This is a genomic window from Arthrobacter flavus (genome assembly GCF_039526005.1).
Lineage (GTDB): Bacteria > Actinomycetota > Actinomycetes > Actinomycetales > Micrococcaceae > Arthrobacter_D > Arthrobacter_D flavus.
Window position 1 is genome coordinate 101,163 of sequence record NZ_BAAAIJ010000007.1, and the last position, 18,200, is coordinate 119,362.

The 18,200-nt window shown below is 62.8% G+C and carries 17 protein-coding genes; 6 read left to right on the plus strand and 11 right to left on the minus strand.

The genetic code is table 11. The annotated features are described in order from the left end of the window. Positions 1 to 25 precede the first annotated feature (25 nt). Entirely contained in the window at positions 26 to 1,126 is a 1,101-nt protein-coding gene (locus ABD059_RS02770) for a diacylglycerol/lipid kinase family protein (protein WP_343877643.1), read from the plus strand. Here ABD059_RS02770 and ABD059_RS02775 read toward each other — a convergent pair. The 9 genes from ABD059_RS02775 to ABD059_RS02815 form a co-directional block, all read right to left on the minus strand. After that, entirely contained in the window at positions 1,123 to 1,488 is a 366-nt protein-coding gene (locus ABD059_RS02775; RefSeq protein ID WP_343877644.1) for a hypothetical protein, read from the minus strand. The two genes, ABD059_RS02770 and ABD059_RS02775, sit on opposite strands and share 4 nt — an antisense overlap. Positions 1,489 to 1,572: 84 nt before the next feature. Beyond that, entirely contained in the window at positions 1,573 to 2,547 is a 975-nt protein-coding gene (locus ABD059_RS02780) for a DNA topoisomerase IB (protein ID WP_343877645.1), read from the minus strand. Positions 2,548 to 2,744: 197 nt separating this feature from the next. Further along, the gene (locus ABD059_RS02785) at positions 2,745 to 4,328 is read right to left on the minus strand and encodes an alpha-amylase family glycosyl hydrolase (RefSeq protein WP_343877646.1); all 1,584 of its coding nucleotides are present in this window, start codon (positions 4,326 to 4,328) and stop codon (positions 2,745 to 2,747) included. Further along, positions 4,325 to 5,233 carry a carbohydrate ABC transporter permease gene (locus ABD059_RS02790; RefSeq protein WP_343877647.1) on the minus strand — a complete coding sequence of 303 codons (909 nt, stop codon included), beginning with the start codon at positions 5,231 to 5,233 and terminating at the stop codon, positions 4,325 to 4,327. The genes ABD059_RS02785 and ABD059_RS02790 overlap by 4 nt, the downstream gene beginning before the upstream one ends. Continuing rightward, positions 5,230 to 6,243 carry a carbohydrate ABC transporter permease gene (locus ABD059_RS02795; protein WP_343877648.1) on the minus strand — a complete coding sequence of 338 codons (1,014 nt, stop codon included), beginning with the start codon at positions 6,241 to 6,243 and terminating at the stop codon, positions 5,230 to 5,232. Before ABD059_RS02795 ends, ABD059_RS02790 begins: the two co-directional genes overlap by 4 nt. A 79-nt stretch (positions 6,244 to 6,322) precedes the next feature. Further along, complete coding sequence (locus ABD059_RS02800; RefSeq protein WP_343877650.1) at positions 6,323 to 7,645, minus strand: ABC transporter substrate-binding protein; 1,323 nt, start codon at positions 7,643 to 7,645, stop codon at positions 6,323 to 6,325. 52 nt (positions 7,646 to 7,697) lie between these two features. Further along, the gene (locus ABD059_RS02805) at positions 7,698 to 8,681 is read right to left on the minus strand and encodes a LacI family DNA-binding transcriptional regulator (protein WP_343877651.1); all 984 of its coding nucleotides are present in this window, start codon (positions 8,679 to 8,681) and stop codon (positions 7,698 to 7,700) included. Between the two features lie 278 nt (positions 8,682 to 8,959). Next, a complete protein-coding gene (pheA, locus tag ABD059_RS02810) occupies positions 8,960 to 9,901 on the minus strand; it encodes a prephenate dehydratase (protein WP_343877652.1) in 942 nt (313 codons plus the stop codon). A 13-nt stretch (positions 9,902 to 9,914) separates the two neighbouring features. Further along, complete coding sequence (locus tag ABD059_RS02815; RefSeq protein WP_343877653.1) at positions 9,915 to 10,241, minus strand: rhodanese-like domain-containing protein; 327 nt, start codon at positions 10,239 to 10,241, stop codon at positions 9,915 to 9,917. A 92-nt stretch (positions 10,242 to 10,333) separates the two neighbouring features. Here ABD059_RS02815 and ABD059_RS02820 point away from each other — a divergent pair, with 92 nt between their 5' ends. From ABD059_RS02820 to ABD059_RS02830, 3 genes are all read left to right on the plus strand, one after another. Next, positions 10,334 to 11,086: a Type 1 glutamine amidotransferase-like domain-containing protein gene (locus ABD059_RS02820; RefSeq protein WP_343877654.1), complete on the plus strand. Its 753-nt coding sequence runs from the start codon at positions 10,334 to 10,336 to the stop codon at positions 11,084 to 11,086. Continuing rightward, a complete protein-coding gene (locus ABD059_RS02825; protein WP_343877655.1) occupies positions 11,083 to 12,492 on the plus strand; it encodes an amidase in 1,410 nt (469 codons plus the stop codon). The genes ABD059_RS02820 and ABD059_RS02825 overlap by 4 nt, the downstream gene beginning before the upstream one ends. A gap of 78 nt (positions 12,493 to 12,570) precedes the next feature. Beyond that, a complete protein-coding gene (locus ABD059_RS02830; protein ID WP_343877656.1) occupies positions 12,571 to 14,100 on the plus strand; it encodes a long-chain-fatty-acid--CoA ligase in 1,530 nt (509 codons plus the stop codon). 28 nt (positions 14,101 to 14,128) lie between these two features. On the opposite strand, the gene ABD059_RS02835 is transcribed toward ABD059_RS02830, so the two are convergent. After that, positions 14,129 to 14,290, minus strand: a complete 162-nt coding sequence (locus tag ABD059_RS02835; RefSeq protein ID WP_343877658.1) for a hypothetical protein — start codon at positions 14,288 to 14,290, stop codon at positions 14,129 to 14,131. Between the two features lie 64 nt (positions 14,291 to 14,354). On the opposite strand from ABD059_RS02835, the gene ABD059_RS02840 reads away from it, so the two are divergent. Next, on the plus strand, positions 14,355 to 14,981 hold the full coding sequence (locus tag ABD059_RS02840; protein WP_343877659.1) for a class I SAM-dependent methyltransferase: 627 nt from the start codon (positions 14,355 to 14,357) through the stop codon (positions 14,979 to 14,981). Positions 14,982 to 15,074: 93 nt separating this feature from the next. Further along, the gene (gene pgm / locus ABD059_RS02845; protein ID WP_343877660.1) at positions 15,075 to 16,709 is read left to right on the plus strand and encodes a phosphoglucomutase (alpha-D-glucose-1,6-bisphosphate-dependent); all 1,635 of its coding nucleotides are present in this window, start codon (positions 15,075 to 15,077) and stop codon (positions 16,707 to 16,709) included. A 12-nt stretch (positions 16,710 to 16,721) separates the two neighbouring features. On the opposite strand, the gene ABD059_RS02850 is transcribed toward pgm, so the two are convergent. Then, positions 16,722 to 18,128 (minus strand): aldehyde dehydrogenase family protein, encoded by a 1,407-nt coding sequence (locus ABD059_RS02850; RefSeq protein ID WP_343877661.1) that lies wholly within the window; start codon positions 18,126 to 18,128, stop codon positions 16,722 to 16,724. Positions 18,129 to 18,200 lie beyond the last annotated feature (72 nt).

Sequence of the window (18,200 nt, forward strand, 5' to 3'; positions counted from 1 at the left end):
TCATGGCGATACGCTGAGGTGCATCATGCCGATTCGCCTGATCCTCCTCTTCGTCCTGGCCCTTGCCGCTGCCGCCTCCGCGATGAGCTGGTTGGGGGTCCGCCGGTTGCATTCCCGGCAGCATCCAGCTCCGACGGCGCTGCCTGGCCGCCCGGCCCCGACGGGCCGACAGCGAGTGGCCCTGATCATCCACCCCGGAAAACTCAACGCCGATCTTGCGCGGAGTCAGGTGCACATGGCCTGCGCTGAGGCGGGGTGGGACCCACCCCTGGTCTTTGAGACCACGGTCTACGAACCGGGTTTTGAGCAGGCGACCCGGGCGCTGCGGGAGGGGGCCGACGTCGTCATCGCCGCTGGCGGTGATGGGACGGTCCGTGCCGTGGCCCGAGCGTTGTCTCATCAAGATGCGGCGCTGGGGCTGCTGCCCCTGGGGACCGGGAACCTCTTGGCCCGCAATCTGGGGATTCCCGTGTCGGATCTGAAGGCCAGCGTGCACGGGGCACTTCACGGCGACGGGCGGCGAATTGATATGGGCCGTATCGAGTTGCACAACGAGCAGACCGGATCCCGTACCGAGCACGTCTTCCTGGTGATGGGTGGCGTTGGCCTAGATGCGGTGGTCGTTGCGGCCACCAGCGATGTCCTGAAAGAAAGGTTGGGGTGGCTGGCCTACAGTGAGGCCGGGTTCCGCAGCCTTCCGGGTAGGCGCCAGCGGGTGAGCATTAGCCTCGACGGTCAGCCCGCACAGAGCCGGAAGGTACACAGCGTGCTTTTTGCCAACTGTGGGCGGTTGCCAGGGGGAATCGAATTGATCCCGAACTCGACCCTCGATGATGGGTATCTGGATGTCGTGGTGATGAGCCCGCGCAGCATAGTGGGGTGGATCTGGCTGGGGACCAAGATTGTCTTCCGCCCCCGGAGTGTCATCCCGGTGATCAACTACTATCAGGCCCGACACATCACGGTGACGGTAGCGGATCCTACGGAAACCCAGCTCGACGGCGACCTCGCAGGGGCCGTCACCTCACTGGACGTCAGCATTGACCCTGGCGCGTTGCTTGTCAGGTCCCCACCGTTCCCTGACCTGCAACGCACCAGATCAATGGTGCGAAGAACCAGAGGTTAGCGGGTGCCGCCCTCGGTGTCGGAATCCGTGTATTCTCCCTGCGGCCCGGTACCGTCCGCTGGATCTTCCTCGACGTCCGTGTATTCGCCTTCTTTCTCAGGGTCCTGGTCGCCGGTGTACCCGCCTTCGGTCTCTTTTTCTTTCTGCGCGCCGGTGTAACCACCACCGGGGATTGGCTCAAGGTGCTCAGACTCCGAGTCCGGGAATTCGCCTTTTGCCTGGCTGTTGATGAGCTGCTGCTCCTCCGAGAAGCGCAGATCATTGGCCTGGTCTCCGGCGTCCCCGCGGTAGTTTTCGTCAGAGGTGGCTCCGCCGCCCTCGTTCGGGTTGACGTCGCGTCCGTCGTTAGCTTGCTCGCTCATAGTGCGCCTTTCGTTGAACGGTTGCGCCGACCTCGGCGCCTTGAGTGAAGCCTACTGATGAACAGGTTCAACTGGGAAGCATCCCTAAGCTTTAAGCAGCCCGCGAACAGCCTTCTCGGAGGCCGAGTAGCTGGCAATTTCAATCACTTCGCCGGCCATGAACCGGTCGACCAGCCGCGGATCAACATAGGAACGTTTGGCGACTGCCGGCGTATTGCCCAGCTTTTCGGCAACCGCGCGCATTGTCGCCGCCACAGCCTTCTGCCGGGCGGTCTTGCTGGTGGCCAGCAGGTCGCTGCGGGCAAGGTCCATTGCTGCAACGACAGTGGCCTGCCAGGTCCGGAAGTCCTTGGCGGTGAAGCCCTCGCCGGTGACCTGACGGAGGAACCCGTTCAGTTGCGAAGCGTCGACGCGATGCCAGTCGCCGTCGGGGGTGCGGTAGGCGAGGGCGGTGTCGGCCTGCTCCCGCTTCACCATCGGCCGCAGCGCTGCCGCAAGGTCTGCATCCTCGACGGAGGATTCCCATTGCTGGCCACTCTTTCCCGGGAACTCAAAGATGATCATCGGACCCTTGATCCGGACGTGCTCCACCTGCAGGGTGGTGACCCCAAAGGACCCATTGGTCTCCGCATATTGCTCGGAACCGATTCGGAGCGACCCTGAATCGACGATTCGTAGTGCAGCGGCGAAGGCTCGCTCCCGGGGAATACCCTCACTGCGGAGGTGGGTGGTGATAACCCGTCGGGCGGCGGGAAGCTTTTCCCCGAATTCGAGTGCCCGATCGAATTTCTCGCGATCCTTCTTCTCCCGCCAGGCCGTGTGGTAGACGTATTGTCGGCGACCCGCGGCGTCGGTACCCAGCGCTTGAATATGCCCGTTGGGGTAGGGCGCAATCCAGACATCCTTCCACGCCGGGGGGATGGCCAGCTCCTTGATGCGCCGAAGATCGGCAGCGTCGCGCAACGGGGTTCCATCGGCTAGCCGGTAGCTGAACCCCTTACCGTGTCGACGGCGAGTAATGCCCGGCTTTTCACAGTCACTGCGGCGAAGTCTGGGCATTGGGCCACCTTTCCGGATCGAGAAGATCAGCCTACTGCGTATTCCTGGTGAGAGCACGGCAGGTGCGCGTCAGCCAGCGAATGTGGTGTGAGATGGCCAGCGGTAGCAGCTCGCGTTGAGTTTAACCGTTCCGAATCGCTGCAGCCGCTCCCGGACCAAATCGTCACGATCTCAGGATGAATGCGTCGCATGCCGTTTCAGTGCCGAAGCACCCACGCCGCGCTATCCGGCTCCAACCATCCGTCCTCAGCCTGGGGCGCCGAAGCGATGACCACCGTGCTGCCCGGGGGCAACCGTGCTGGTGCATCTCCCATGGCCACAGCAACAAAGAACTCCGACCCGCGTTCACAGATGAGCAGGTCGCCGTTCCCCACCCGCCAGACGCCAGCATCGCCGGAGTTCAGTACGCCCTTAAACCCCAGCTGGCGCCGCAGCTCAAGTGCGGCGGTGACTAACCGGAGCGTTGAATGCTCGTCCTCCTGATGCACCTCGACAGCCGATGCCCCCCACGACGACGGAAGAGGGAGCCACGGCGAGGAAGGCGCATCGACCAGTGAGAAGCCGTGGGACTTTTCGGGGGCCACCGTCCAGGGAAGCGGCACCCGCGCGCCGTCGCGGGACACTCCACCGCGCTCCCACATGGGATCCACCCGTGCGGCCACTGGCACATCGACCTCAGTCAGCCCCAGCTCTTGCCCCTGATAAATGTACGCACCCCCCGGTAGACCAAGAATGGCCAAGAGTCCTGCCCGCGCCCGCGCCACGCCGCGGCTGCCCCCACCGAAGCGTGTTGCCGAACGAACAATGTCATGATTTTCCAGGGCCCAGGTAGGCGATGCACCATGTTCCAGCCGGGCTGCTTCAAGCTCACGCCCAACACCAGCCCACTCATTGGCATCCCAGCCAAGACGGACGAACGCAAAGGCGAACGCCTGGTGCATCTCGTCGCTGCGGGTGTACCTCGCCGCCTGCTGCGGATCGAGGTTGACCTCGCCCACCAGGAAACGCTCCGGAGTGTATGAATCGGTGAGCGTTCGCCAGCGCCGATACACTTCGTGGACCTCCTCCTGGTCCGACACCAGTGGATTTGATCTAAGCCCGTCGACGACGGTGCCCGTGGTTGCCGCATCCGGCAGGCCCTCAGCCTTGAACAGTGCATGCGCTACATCGATGCGCAGTCCATCAACTCCCCTGTCGAACCAAAAACGCAGCACCTCCGCGAAGTAGTCCCCGACCAACGGATTCCGCCAGTTCCAGTCCGGCTGGGCCGGCGAGAACAGGTGCAAATACCACTGGTGGTCGGAGTCCGAGCCCGGATTTACTCGGCTCCACGCGCTGCCACCGAAGACACTCTGCCAATTATTCGGGGGCGTGGCGGGATCGGGTCCGTCCGCGAAATGGAACATTGCCCGCTCGGACGAGCCCGGCGATGACCTGAGCGCCTGTTGGAATAGCGGGTGCTCCGATGAGCAGTGGTTGGGAACGACGTCGAGCACAATCCTCAGGCCCAGCGAGTGGGCAAGATCGAGCAGCTGATCGAATTGTTGGAGGGTCCCAAAGAGGGGGTCGACATCGCAGTAATCGCTGACATCGTAACCCTGATCCACCTGGGGCGAAGGCTGGAACGGAGTGAGCCAGATGCCGTCCACACCGAGAGACGCGATATACGGAAGACGAGACAGTAAACCAGCAAGATCCCCGACTCCATCACCATCGCCGTCCGCGAAAGACCTCGGATATACCTGGTATATGACGGCTGATTGCCACCACGGATCGCTCATTTGGTGGCCCCGGAGGTGAGACCCTCAACAATGCGACGCTGGAAGATGAGCACCATGATCACCAGCGGAATGGTGACAATCACCCCCGCGGCCATTTGCTCCCCAAAGGGTGCCTGAAACTCGGTGGCCCCGGTGAACTTGGAGATGGCAACCGTGGCAGTTTGGATCGCAGGGTCATTGACCATCGAGAGAGCGATGATGAACTCATTCCAGCTGTGGATGAAAGTAAGGATTGCGGTAGTGAAGACACCCGGCGCTGCGAGAGGGAGCAACACCTTCCGGAATGCCTGCCACTTGCTGCAGCCGTCGATCATCGCGGCTTCCTCAAGATCAAACGGCAATGACTTCATGAAGGTGGTCAGGTTCCACACGGCAAGCGGGATCGCAAAGGACAGGTTGGGGACAATCATCGCCTGATAGGTGTTGATCCAGCCGATATCGGTAAAAAGCCGCAGCAGGGGAACAACAACCGAGATGCCGGGAAACATTGATGTTGCAATGATGACGCCCAGGATCACCGATTTGAACCGGAAGTTGAGCCTGGAGATGGCGTACGCCGCGAAGATTCCCAGAACCAACGCGGCCGCCGTGGTGACTCCGGCAACAATCAGGCTGTTAAGCAGTGCCTGTCCGAACATGGTGGAACCGTCAAAAACCTTGATGTAGTTTTCGGCGGAGAACGGTTGAGGAAGGAGGGTGTTGTCGAAGATGTCGGAGGTACGGCGGAAGCTTGAAACCAGCATCCAATAGAACGGCGCCAGGCAGTAGACGAGGATTGCGGCTAGGCCGACGTACACCGAATAGGATTTCCACCCTCGCCGCTTACCCAGGCGCTTGGGCGCTTTCTTGGCGGGTGTGTCCACGGCGGCTGTTTCCACGGCGGGAACTACGGGAATCTGTGTCATCGGGCTGCCTTGACCTTTCGGGTGCTGGTGGCTCGGCTCAACGCCCGCACCTCTTTGGTCCCGGCGACATCCGCGCCGAGGATTTTGACGAAAGCGATTGCAACCACCGCAACGTAAAGGAACAGGATGATCGCGAATGCCGATGCCGAGCCGTAGCGCAGTTGGTTTGATTCGTCCCAGGCGAGCATCGAGAGGGTTTCGACCGATTCCTTGCCGGGACCGATCAAGACGAACGGGAGGTCAAACATTCGCAGAGCGTCGAGCAGGCGAAACAGGACCGCAACCAGGAGTGTGGGCTTGACGAGTGGAAGGGTGATGGAGCGAACCTGGCGCCAGAACCCGGCACCATCGATTCTCGCCGCCTCGTAGACCTCCTCAGGAATGATCTGCATACCCGCCAGCACTAGAAGGCCGATGAAGGGGGCTGTCTTCCATACCTCCGCCACGATGATTGCTACCTTCGACGCGACACCTTCGGCGGTCCAAAGGATCTCGCTTCCGATCAGACTGTTGGCGATGCCGTCCGACTGGAAAATCCATCGCCACAGGAGGCCCGAGACGGCCGTGGGGATAGCCCAGGGAATCAGAATGCTTGCCCGGAGGAAACTCCGGCCACGGAAGGCGCGGTTCATCGCGAGAGCAAGACAAAGGCCCAGAATGGTTTCGAGGGCGACTGTGGTGACGGTGAAGAAAGTGGTATTTCCGAATGCGTTGAGGAACCGGGCACCTGTTTCGCCAACAAAGAGGTCGGTGTAGTTTCCGAGCCCTACAAAGACTTCTCCTTCCGAGACGAACCCATCGGCGTCAAGTCCTGACTGCTGACGGAACATGGACTGGTAGAGCGCCGAAATCAAGGGGTAGGCAATGACCAGTGCGAGCACGAGAAGAGTTGGCGAGAGCAGCATTGCCGCCATTCGACCCTCGCCTGCGGTGCGTTTACCGGATGTGTTCCGCCCGGGTGGGCGGGCACCCGACGTCGCCCGCACGGACGCGGAAGTTCTCGTACTCATGTGGTCCTCACTTGATCTTTAACAGATTCTGATACGTGCCGTGCCCGCCCGGGCTGACCCCGGGCGGGCACGCGTGTCACTATTCGGCGGACAATTCCTCGAGCTTCGCCTGCATATCGGCGAGTGCCGCCTCAGGGTCCTTGTCGCCTGTCAGCGCTGCGTACGCTTCTTCCTGGATAGCCGTTGTCGTGGCGCCATACTGGACTACCTTCGGGCGGGGCTGCGCATTCTCCAGCGACTCCAGGAGGGTGGGGTAGAACGGCCGTTGCTCCACAACGGCGGGATCCTCAAGAAGGGCCGCATACACTGGCGCACGCGAGCTCTTGTCTAGCCGAGCGCGAGACTCTTCTTCACTGGTGAAAAACTTGATGAAGTCCAGAGCCGTGGCCTTATTGGTGGTGAAGGGCGAAATGGCCAGGTTCCGGCCGCCAAGGGTGGAAACGCCGGGGTTGTCTCCAATGCCTGGGACTGAGCTGACACCAAACTTGTCAAGCACTTCACTGGAGCCGTCAGTAGCGGTCAACGACGAGTAGACAAAGGGCCAGTTTCGCAAGAACACCACTTCGCCGTCCTGGAAAGCCCGGCGTCCCTGCTCTTCGAGATAGGTGATGGCGTCACTCGGAACGAGGTCGTCGGTGAAGGCATCACTCAACTGGGTCAATCCTGCCAAGGCTTCCGGAGAATCAACGGTCGGGTTGCCTTCCTCGTCGAACACCGCACCGCCTGCCGAGGCTACAGCCTCGGTGAAGTTCACCGTGAGCGCTTCGTTCTTATCGAACTGGCCCGCGTAGCAGGACACGCCCTCTCCTTCGGGAAGCGCGAGGATCGCGTCGCACGCAGCCTCCATTTCATCCCAGGTTGCTGGCGGGGAGTCAATCCCTGCCGCCTCCAACAGGTCAGTCCGGTAGTAGAGCAGGGCGCCATCCGTGTAGTACGGAGCCCCGTAAAGTGTGTCGCGGTAAGACGCGGCATCGACCGTCGCGGGGATCATACGGTCGGTGGGGAGCGCATCCTCGGGGAGCGGCTCGATCCACCGGTTCGCTGCAAATTCGGAGGTCCAGACGACATCGAGGTTCAGCACACTGAAGGTGTCCGACTCAATCTGCGCGTTCTGGATCAGCTGCTGACGCTGCTGGTCGGCGGAGTCCGGAAGCTCGATCAGCGTCACTTGCTCATCGGGATGCTCGGAATTCCACTTGTCGAGACTGTCCTGTGCAGCGCCCGACGCATCTCGGGAAGAGACGTAGTTGATGGGACCGCGTCCCTCGAATTCTGCTTCTGATACGGCTGTTCCTTCGTCCTCGGATACTTCGCCGCCCGCGCAGCCCGAAAGCGCGAGGGCTGAGATAGCAAATGCTGCCGTGCCTAAAAGGATGTGCCGGTGTTGGCGACGTTGCCTCATGTACTGCTCCTTGTGTGTGTTGACGGTGTTGAAAAGGAATTGTGGGTGGCCGTTAGGAACTGGCCCGTGGCGGGCCCGTCGATCCACGCTTGATCAACCGGTGCTGCACGACCCGTGGGCCGAGATCCCGTGACCGAAGAATTTTCCTGACGGCGATCTGTCCCATCTCCTCCAGCGGCTGCGCGATGGTGCTCAGGGCTGGGTGAACATGCTGTGAGGTGGAGGTGTTGTCGAAGCCAAGCACTGAAACGTCCTCGGGAACCCGTCGACCAAGCTTCTGCAGTTCGTTGACGACGGCCGCACCCATTTCGTCGCTCATGGCAAAAATGGCGGTTAGGTCCGGGTCTTGCTGAAGGAGTTGAGCGAGGCCGGGGGCGCCACTTTCATAGAAGAATGTGCCGGCCGCCGTGACCGTCGCGCAGCCTGCCTCGATCATCGCCCGTTCATACCCGCGCTGCCGGGGTTGTGCGACGAAAACAGATACAGGATCTCCGGCGAGTAACCCGATGCGCCGGTGACCGAGCTTCAACAGGTACCGGGTGGCATCATAGGCAGCAAGTTCATCGTTGATAGCGACGCTCGGCGAACCGGAGTTGTCGCTGATGGCAACCGAGATGATCGGGATGGCGGGGCCAAGGAGCTGACGCATTTCCGGGGTGATGACGGCCGAGATGAGGATGACCCCGGCGGCGCGGTAGGTGCGTAGGGTCCTCAGGTAGCCTGCGATGAAGGTGGACTTCACGCCTGTCCGGCCGAGCATCACCGCGTAGCCACGCTCACGGGCGGCATCCTCGACCCCCCGCATCACCTCGGAGGCGAGAGCGTCGGACACCATTGGTGCCAGGAGGCCAATAACTGACGTCTGACGGGTCTTGAGCGTTCGTGCGAGGGAGTCCGGCTCGTAGTTGAGCTTTTTGATCGCCCCCTCCACGCGCTGGCGTGTGGCGTCCGTATAGCCAACCAGGCCATTCATCACCCTGGACACCGTGGCAGGCGAAACGCCGGCTTGTTGGGCCACATCCCTGATCGTTGTCACGGTTTCCTCCCCTCTGAGGACTCACGAAATCCGTTACGTAAACGGTTTACGTAATCGGTTTCGTGACTTGCAGCACTAACGCTAAGCCGAGGGAGTAAGAAAGCCAGCACGTTTCGTAAACAGGTGACCGAACCTTCCGATCCGGTCGCGGTCTACTGGGGTATCCAAGCATCCGAGGACTGATTGGCAGTGGTCGGGAAGGTCTTCGACGAAAGTCCTGGAACGCCACCCCCTCCAGGCGAGCGGGCGGCGTCCGTGCGACAGCTGGTGGCGATCAGCTAATCATTCTGCTGGAGTGATTCCACCCAGATCCGAGCTGCCCTGAAGGCCTCATCCGAGGTATGCCTGGCGACCGAGTGTTCGCGCCGATCGGCTCTGGCGTAGGACCCGAGAAACCGCAGGTGGGGACTGATCCGATGCAACCCCTTCAACGCGTCGGCCACCCGGGCATCAGCAATATGGCCTTCGGCGTCGATGCTGAAGAAATAGTCGCCGAGGAACTGACCGGTGGGCCTGGATTCGATCCGGCTCAGGTTCACTCCACGGGCAGCGAACTGGTCGAGGATCTCCATTAGCGCGCCGGGGTGGTCTTCCGGCAGCGGAATGACGAGGGTCGTTTTGTCGGCACCGGTGGGCTCGGGCAGGACGTCGGGCCGGCTGACCAGGATGAACCGGGTCACTGCGTCGGCGACGTCTCCGATGTGGCTTCCCAGCACGGGCAGGCCCAACCGCTCAGCCACGAACGGCGAACAGATCGCTGCATCGTAAGGACAGTCTTTTTCCAGGAGGCCCACTGCCGCTGCGGCCGTGGATGAACCCGGCATATATTCTGCCCCCGGAATATTCTGGGTGATCCACAACTGGCACTGAGCCCAGGCATGCCCATGGGTCGAAATGGTCTGGACGTCGTTCAGCCGAATCTCCGGTTTGGCCACCAGAACAAAGGTAATGGGAACGAGCACCTCGCGGATGATCCGCAGTGGTTCGCCCTGGGAGATGGCGTCGAGGGTGGCGCTGACCCCGCCCTCCACTGAGTTTTCGATTGGCACCATCGCGGCATCAACGGACCCATTGCGCACCAGGTCCAGGGCGGCGTTCACCGTCGGCGCCGGAACCCGCCGGGCGACGTCGGCGCCGGGGACCTGTAAGAGAGCCGCCTCCGTGAAGGTGCCCTCCGGGCCCAAAAAGGTATAGGACGCCTCAGGTGCGGGTGAGCTCATGGATTCCTCACAGTCACAGAACGGTGGGCGGCTGATTGGTGTCGGAGACCATCGGCCTACCTGCCTCTAGCCAGGCACCCATCCCACCATTGACGTTCACCGCCGAGTAGCCATTGGCGACCAGCCACTGCGTGACTCGTTGGGAGCGACCACCGGTCCGGCAAATGACGTGCAGGTCGGTGTCCGGGTCGAGTTCATCCAGGCGCGCTGGAATCTGCTCCATCGGAATGTGCACCGCGCCGTCAATGTGGCCTGCCTCCCACTCGTAGTCCTCCCGGACATCCAAGACGGTGCTGTTGTCGGCAATTGACTCGATCGAGACGCTCTCGGACTCACTCATCGGCAAACCCCTTCCCTTAGGTCGTATTCCGCCCAAGCCTATAGTGGGAGGCGAACCTCACCCACAATGCTGTACCCCATCGGGAGGTAACAATGGCAGCCACTCAACCCACCATCCTCGCCACATCAGGCGGCTACCGGCGAGGGCAAAGGGTGGATCTCGAATTCAACCACCTGATGCACCACGCCATTGACCTTGCCGGCGCCTCCGGTCGCCGTCCACGCGTTACCTACATCGGAACTGCTGGTGGCGATTCGCGCGAATGGAACCAGCGCTTCATCGAGGCTGCGCGGATCGCTGGCTTTGAAGCATCCTGCCTGAACCTGTTCACCATGCCGAACATTGATTCGATGGAGGACCATCTCCTGTCCCAGGACGTGGTGTGGGTCGGTGGCGGGTCCGTGGCGAACCTCCTCGCCGTGTGGCGTGTTCACGGCCTCGACCTGATCCTCCACAGAGCCTGGCAGGCCGGCGTGGTGCTCGGCGGTGTCTCGGCCGGGTCCCTGTGCTGGTTCCGCGGCGGGGCAACCGACTCCTTCGGACCGGAGTTGCAGCCGGTGACCAACGGGCTCGGCTTCCTACCCTATGGCAACGGTGTGCATTACGACTCCGAGGAACGACGGCGGCCCCTCATCCACCAGCTGGTGGCCAACGGCACCCTCGGTGAAACCCACTGCACCGACGACGGCGTCGGACTGGTCTATCACGGCACGGCACTGGTGGAGGCAGTCAGTGAGACCCCAGGCAAGAGTGCCTACATTGTTCGGGCGGGCGCCGGGGAGAGTGTCGACGCCATAGCCGTCGAGGAACCATGGGAAGCCAGACTGCTGGGGAGCGTCAAGTGACCGAACTGCATCAGCTGACAGCGTTGGCCCAGCGGGACGCAATCGCTCGTGGGGAACTGAGTTCACGGGAGTTGACCTCCCACTACCTGCGTCGGATTGACGAGCTTAATCCGGGTCTCGGATCGTTTATCGCCGTGACCGGCGAGTCGGCCATGAGGGAAGCCGCGGCGGCCGATGAGCGTCTTGCCTCCTCGCCGAGAGGAAAAGTGCTTCCGGTATTGCAGGGGATGCCCCTGGCGCACAAGGACCTCGTCGACGTCGAGGGTGTCCCCACCACCTTCGGCACCGCTGCGTTTCCCCCATCGGTCGCGACACGGGATTCTCCGCTGGTGTCCATCCTGCGCGGCGCAGGTGCCATCAGCCTGGGCAAGACCCAGGTGCCGGAGTTCGGCCTGAGCTGTCACAGTGAGAATGACGTTGCACCAGCCGCCCGTAACCCGCTCGATCCGGCGCTCAGCCCGGGCGGCTCCTCAGGCGGCAGCGCCGCGGCTGTCGCTGCGGGCATGATTCCCTTCGCACCCGGTAGCGACGGCGGGGGATCGGTCCGCATTCCGGCGTCGGCCACCGGGTTGATCGGCCTCAAACCCAACCGTGGCCGGATCCCCTCCCTGTCCGGGCAGGCCGATCTCGGACAGTTTGTGGTGGCCGGGCCCCTGGCCCGCACGACGGCGGACGCCGCGCTCCTTCTGGATGCGATGGTGGCTGCCCCGAATTTCCGTGCGACCAGCGCGGTGCCGCCGTCGTCGTCATTCCTCGACGCCGCCCTCCAGGCGGAGGGCACGTTCCGCATCGGGGCCAGTACGCTGTCACCGTTCGCCTCGGCATTCGATATTGCGTTGGACCCCGAGGTGCGTGCCGCCTACGAGAGGGGAATTGAGGCGCTCATCTCGGCCGGACACGACGTCGTCGAAGCCTCGATCACCTACGACAGCCGCTACCACCAAGCCTTTCAGACCGTCTGGACAGCGGCGCTGGCGACGGCACCGATCCCACCAGGCAACGAACGGCTCCTCACCCGGCTTGCCGCCACCATGCGTGAGCGGGCGCTGTCACGAAGCGCGGCCGACCTGGTGGCGGCGATCGATATTCTGCGGCAGTTTGAGCAGGAAACCATCACCCAGTATTCGGCCCATGACCTCATCCTCACCCCAGCGCTCGGGCAGACCCCCCGGCCAATCGGGTGGTATGCGTCCGAGGACGGGGACACCGACTACATCAGGCAATGCCAGTACTCCCCGTTCACATCGATGGTCAATGTCTGCGGCTTGCCGGCCCTCGCGCTGCCGACCCTGACCACTGACGCGGGGCTTTCAATGGGTATCCAGCTCATCGGGCGCCCCAGCGGCGAGGCCCAGTTGCTGTCGGTTGCAGCCCAACTCGAATCGGCCACCGGGAGTGTTGCCTGACCCCACCCCCATTGCGCAGCCCGACTCCATGAAACAGACTGTTACTCATCGGTAACCAGCCTGATCAAAGGAGATCGCGTGCCCAACCTCGCCAATAACCTCACTTCCACAGCCCACGAGCACCCGGAAGCGGTGGCGATCAAGCTCGACGACGTCGAACTCACCTTCTCGGCTCTGGATGAGTGGAGCCAGCGGGTTGCACGACTGTTGGCCCAGAAGGACGTGCAGGCGGGCGACCGAATAGCACTGATCATGCCGAATATTCCTCAGATGGCATTTATCTACTACGGCGTGCTGCGGTTCGGCGCGGTGGTGGTTCCCCTCAATCCTCTGCTGAAAGCCCGTGAAATTGAGTACCACCTGAGCGATTCAGGGGCACGCCTGGTCTTTGCCTGGGAGGGGGTGGCATCGGAGGCCGAATCTGCGGTCGGACAGATCGCGGCCAGCGCAGCCCAGGGAACCACCCTTGAGGTGGTCACCGTCGATGCAGGCACCTTCATGCAGCAGCTTTCAACGATTGAACCAGAGCCGCAGGTAGCGGAGGTCGATGATGAGGACACCGCGGTGTTGCTGTACACCTCCGGTACGACGGGGCGGCCCAAAGGCGCCGCGCTAACGCATCTGAACCTGCGCCGGAACGCTGAGATATCGCGGGACCTGATGGGAACCTCCGTGGGGGACGTGCTGTTTGGAGGGCTACCGTTCTTCCACATCTTCGGGCAGACCTGCGCCCTGAACGCAGCGGTGCTCACCGGCGCAACGGTGACCCTCCTGCCCCGGTTTCAACCCGGCAAAGCCCTGGAGATTATCGCCCGCGACTCGGTAACCATCTTCGAGGGGGTGCCCACCATGTACATCGCGATGCTGCGGCACCCCTCGGTTGCGGAGACCGACCTGTCGTCGCTGCGCGTGGCGGTTTCGGGAGGGTCTGCCTTGCCCGTGGAGGTGCTCCACGAATTCGAGCGGGTTTTCAGTGCTGAACTGCTGGAAGGCTACGGCCTGTCGGAGACATCGCCGATCGTGAGCTTCAATCGACGCGGAGTGGTCAGGAAACCGGGCTCGATCGGAACCCCGGTAGACGGCGTCCAGGTGCGGATGCTCGACGCCGACGGCACGGAGGTGCCTACCGGTGAAGTGGGCGAATTGTCGGTCAGCGGCCACTGCGTCATGAAGGGCTATTGGAACAACGACGACGCCACCGCCGCCGCTATTCCCGACGGCTGGTTCCGGACCGGGGATCTTGCCAGATTCGACGACGACGGAGCCATTTTCATCGTGGACCGCAAGAAGGACATCATCTTACGTGGCGGATACAACGTCTATCCGCGCGAGATCGAGGAAGTGCTCTACGAGCACCCGGCAGTCGCCGAAGCAGCGGTCATTGGCGTTCCTGATGAGCTGCAGGGTGAGGAGATCGTGGCGGTTGTCGGCATCAGGGCCGAAGCGGAACCCGCGGACGACGCCGCCCGCGAGCTCCTGGGCTCCCAAATACTCGAGTTCACCAAGGAACGTGTCGCGGCCTACAAGTACCCTCGGCGGGTCCTGCTGGTGGAGGCACTTCCCAAGGGCCCGACCGGCAAGATCCTCAAAAGGGAAATCCGGGTCTAGCGGCAGCCGCCAGGATCAAGCCCGTGGGTCAGGAGTCGTCGTCTCCCCGGTTGTCTTCACTTTCGACTTCCTTCCCCTCGGGAAGTTCATTTGCCGGACCGGGACCGCCGTAGCCGCCGGCATCGATCTCGTCGGACCCACCGACCGACTCCGCCGCGTCGTCGCGTTCCTTGTCACTCTGTTCACTCATGGGATGGCACCTTTCCTGCAGTTGGCTAAGTACACAGCGAACTTATCACTTCGAGGAGACCCCGATGACCTCATCAGAGGACCGCACGGCCAGGGTTTTGCGGGTCTGGGAGCAGAACGCTGCAAGCTATGACCGGAAGATCGCACTTCTGGATCGGTTTTGGTTTGGCGGTGGTCGGGAATGGCTGGGGGCCCGGGCAACCGGGCGCGTGCTGGAAGTGGCGGTCGGCACCGGCCTGAATCTAGCCCACCTCCCGGTTGACTCGCAGGTGAGTGGAATCGATCTCAGCCCGGCAATGCTGAGCATTGCCGCCGGACGGGCATCCCGACTGGGCCGCCCGATGGATCTGCGGGTCGGCAACGCCGAAGATCTTCCCTTCGATGACTGCTCGTTCGATACCGTCCTGTGCGGGCTGTCGCTGTGTGGGATACCCAGCCCAGCCTCAGCCATCGGAGAAGCGAAGCGGGTATTGGCACCCGGCGGACGCCTGCTCCTTCTGGATCATGTGGCAAGCACCTGGCCACCGGTCTACGCGATGCAATGGCTGTTGGAACGGGCCACGATCCGACTGGCGGGCGAGCACTTCACTCGCCGGCAGCTGCCTCTGGTGCAGGCGGCTGGGTTTAGCGTCGTCGAAGTCGAGCGTCTCAAGGCCGGCTCGATTGAACGAATCCACGCCCTCAAGCCCTGATTCTGTCGTGCTGCTACCCGTCCCACACTGCTCACTCCGCCACAATTGGCCCCCGGGGCTGTATTAGTCCCGGTTCTTTGGCATGCTGTAGCAATGGCAAACCGAGCGGGCACAGTCGCCCTACCCAGCGATCTCGTCGACATTACTTCCCTCCTGGACGCGTACTTCGACGTCGTTCCCGATCTCAGCGACCCGGCACAGCGAGTGGCGTTTGGCACGTCGGGACATCGCGGCTCCTCCCTCAAGGCTTCCTTCAACGAAGGACACATCGCCGCGATCACCCAGGCGATCGTTGAATACCGGGCCGGGCAGGGCATTACTGGTCCCCTCTTCATGGGCAAGGACACTCACGCGCTTTCAGATCCCGCCCAGCAGACGGCTCTGGAAGTACTTGCAGCGAACCAGGTAACCGTCCGCGTGGACGCCCGTGGCGCGTTCACCCCCACCCCGGCCGTGTCGCACGCCATCCTCGCCTACAACTCGCGCGGCGCGGACCAGGCGGACGGCATCGTTATCACCCCCTCGCACAACCCGCCCGGCGACGGCGGTTTCAAATACAACCCACCGCACGGCGGACCTGCCGATTCCGACGCCACCAACTGGATCGCCGATCGAGCCAACACCCTGATGGAGGGCGGCCTGCGGGGAGTCCGCCGGGTACCTGCCGGCCAGGTGCTGCAGGCGGAAGGTATCGGGACCTACGACTTCCTTCAGCACTATGTTGAGGACCTGCCCAGCGTCCTCAACCTCGATGCCATCCGGGCATCAGGTCTGCATATCGGTGCCGATCCCATGGGCGGCGCAGCAGTAGATTACTGGGGTGCCATTGGTGAGATCCATAACCTGAACCTGACAGTCGTCAACCCTTCAGTTGACCCGCAGTGGGCGTTCATGACCTTGGACTGGGATGAGAAGATCCGGATGGACTGCTCCTCGCCGTCGGCCATGGCTTCACTGATTGCCCGGTCCTCCGAGTTTGATATCTCTACCGGTAACGACGCCGATGCGGACCGCCACGGTATCGTCACCCCGGATGCTGGCCTGATGAACCCCAACCACTACCTCGCCGTAGCCATCGACTACCTCTACCGGAATCGGCCGCAGTGGCGACCAGACGCCGTCGTCGGGAAGACCCTCGTGTCCTCGTCGATCATTGACCGGGTGGCAGCGGACCTTGGCCGAACCCTCGAAGAGGTCCCGGTGGGCTTCAAATGGTTTGTCCCGGGCCTGCTGTCCGGTGGCCTGGCTTTCGGTGGTGAGGAATCCGCAGGGGCCTCCTTCCTGCGACACGACGGCACCACCTGGACCACAGATAAGGACGGAATTCTGCTGGCCCTGCTCGCCTCGGAAATCACTGCGGTCAGCGGTCGCACCCCATCGCAGCACTACGCCGACCTGACGGATTGGTTCGGGTCGCCGGTGTACGCGCGGATCGACGCGGCAGCCACACGGGACCAGAAGGCGGCGTTGGGGAAACTTTCGCCCTCTGATGTCTCAGCCACCACCCTGGCCGGTGAGACCATCACGGCCCGGCTCACAGCAGCACCGGGCAATGGGGCTCCGATCGGTGGTCTGAAGGTCACCACCGAGAACGCCTGGTTCGCTGCACGCCCGTCGGGTACCGAGGACGTGTACAAGATTTACGCCGAGTCCTTTAAGGGCGCCGACCACCTCAAGCAGGTCCAGGACGAAGCGAAAGCACTGGTGGACGGGGTCATCGGCGGCTAGCGCCCAGAGGGTTCAAAGGAGCCGGCGCAGAAGCCACTTCTTCAGGCCGTTGTGTGGTGGGTAGGCGAGGCGCAGGGTGTCGATGCCGGTCCCTTTGGAGAGTACCCCCCGCAGCTGGCTGAACGTGTCGAAGGAATAGCGCCCATGGTACGCGCCCGACCCGCTGTCACCGACGCCACCGAAGGGCAGTCCGGGGACCGTCAGGTGCAGGTTGCAGGCGTTGTGACCGATCCCGCCAGCCCGCACCCGTTCCTCAAAATTCCGCTGCACCGCGCTGTCTCTGCTGAACAGATAGGCGGCGAGCGGGGCAGGCCGAGCCGCGATGAACCCCACCGCTTCATCCATCCCGCTCACGGGCAGGATGGGCAGAATGGGTCCGAAGATTTCGTCGGCCATGACCGGCGAGTCCGGCTGCACCTCGGTCAGCAAAGTGGGTTCGAGGTATCGGGTGGACCGGTCGTGCGCCCCGCCGGCGTAGATACGGCCGCTATCCAGGAGCCCCACCAGTCGATCGAGGTGGGTTTCGTTGATAATTCGGCCATAGTCACTGCTCTCACTGGGATCGCTGCCGTAAAACTCGGCGAGCGCGCGTTTCAGCTGCTTCAGGAGTTGTGATTCCAGCCCCGCCTTCACGAGCACGTAATCGGGAGCTACGCAGGTCTGCCCGGCGTTGAGGAACTTGCCGAAGACCAGACGCCGGGCCACGGCGCGGAGGTCTCCGTCCATCACGACGGCGGGAGACTTGCCTCCCAGCTCGAGGGTGACAGGGGTGAGCTGCTCACCAGCCGCTTTGGCGACAATCCTCCCCACGCGTGCACCCCCGGTGAAGAAGATGGAATCGTACTTCCGGGTGAGCAACTGGGTGCTCACCTCGGGTCCGCCTTCCACCACCTCCACGGCAGCGCCGTCCAGATATCGGGGCAGGAGGTCAGCGATCACGGCCGAGGTGGCGGGCGCCAGTTCGCTCGGCTTCAGGACCGCGCAGTTCCCGGCGGCGAGCGCACCCACCAGAGGTGAGAGCAGTAACTGCACCGGATAGTTCCAGGGGCCGATGATCAGCACCACTCCAAGGGGCTGAGGTTCCCGGTGGGCCGACGCCGGCGCCAGGCCGACCGGCACCCGCACCCTTTCAACGCTGGTCCACTCCCTCAGCCGCCTGAGGGCAAACTCGGCCTCAGCCCGGACCAGTGAAAGCTCAGAAACCAGTCCTTCGAGACGGCTCTTGCCCAGATCTGCCTGCAGCGCGTCGGCGAAGTCCTGTTCCCGTTCAGCGAACATCCGCACCAGGCCCTGCAATTGGGCTCGGCGCCACGCGAGGGGCCGGGTGGTCCCGACGTCGAAGGTGCGGCGCAGGCGGTCCGCCGCGCTTGTTCCCTCAGCACCTGAACCGGCCGCAGATAGTGTTGGGGTACTGGTCATCTGGGGTTCCTTCTTATCAGGGCGGCCAGCGGATCGCTGGGCGCGACATCAGCTAGCGGGTGGCGGTTCTTT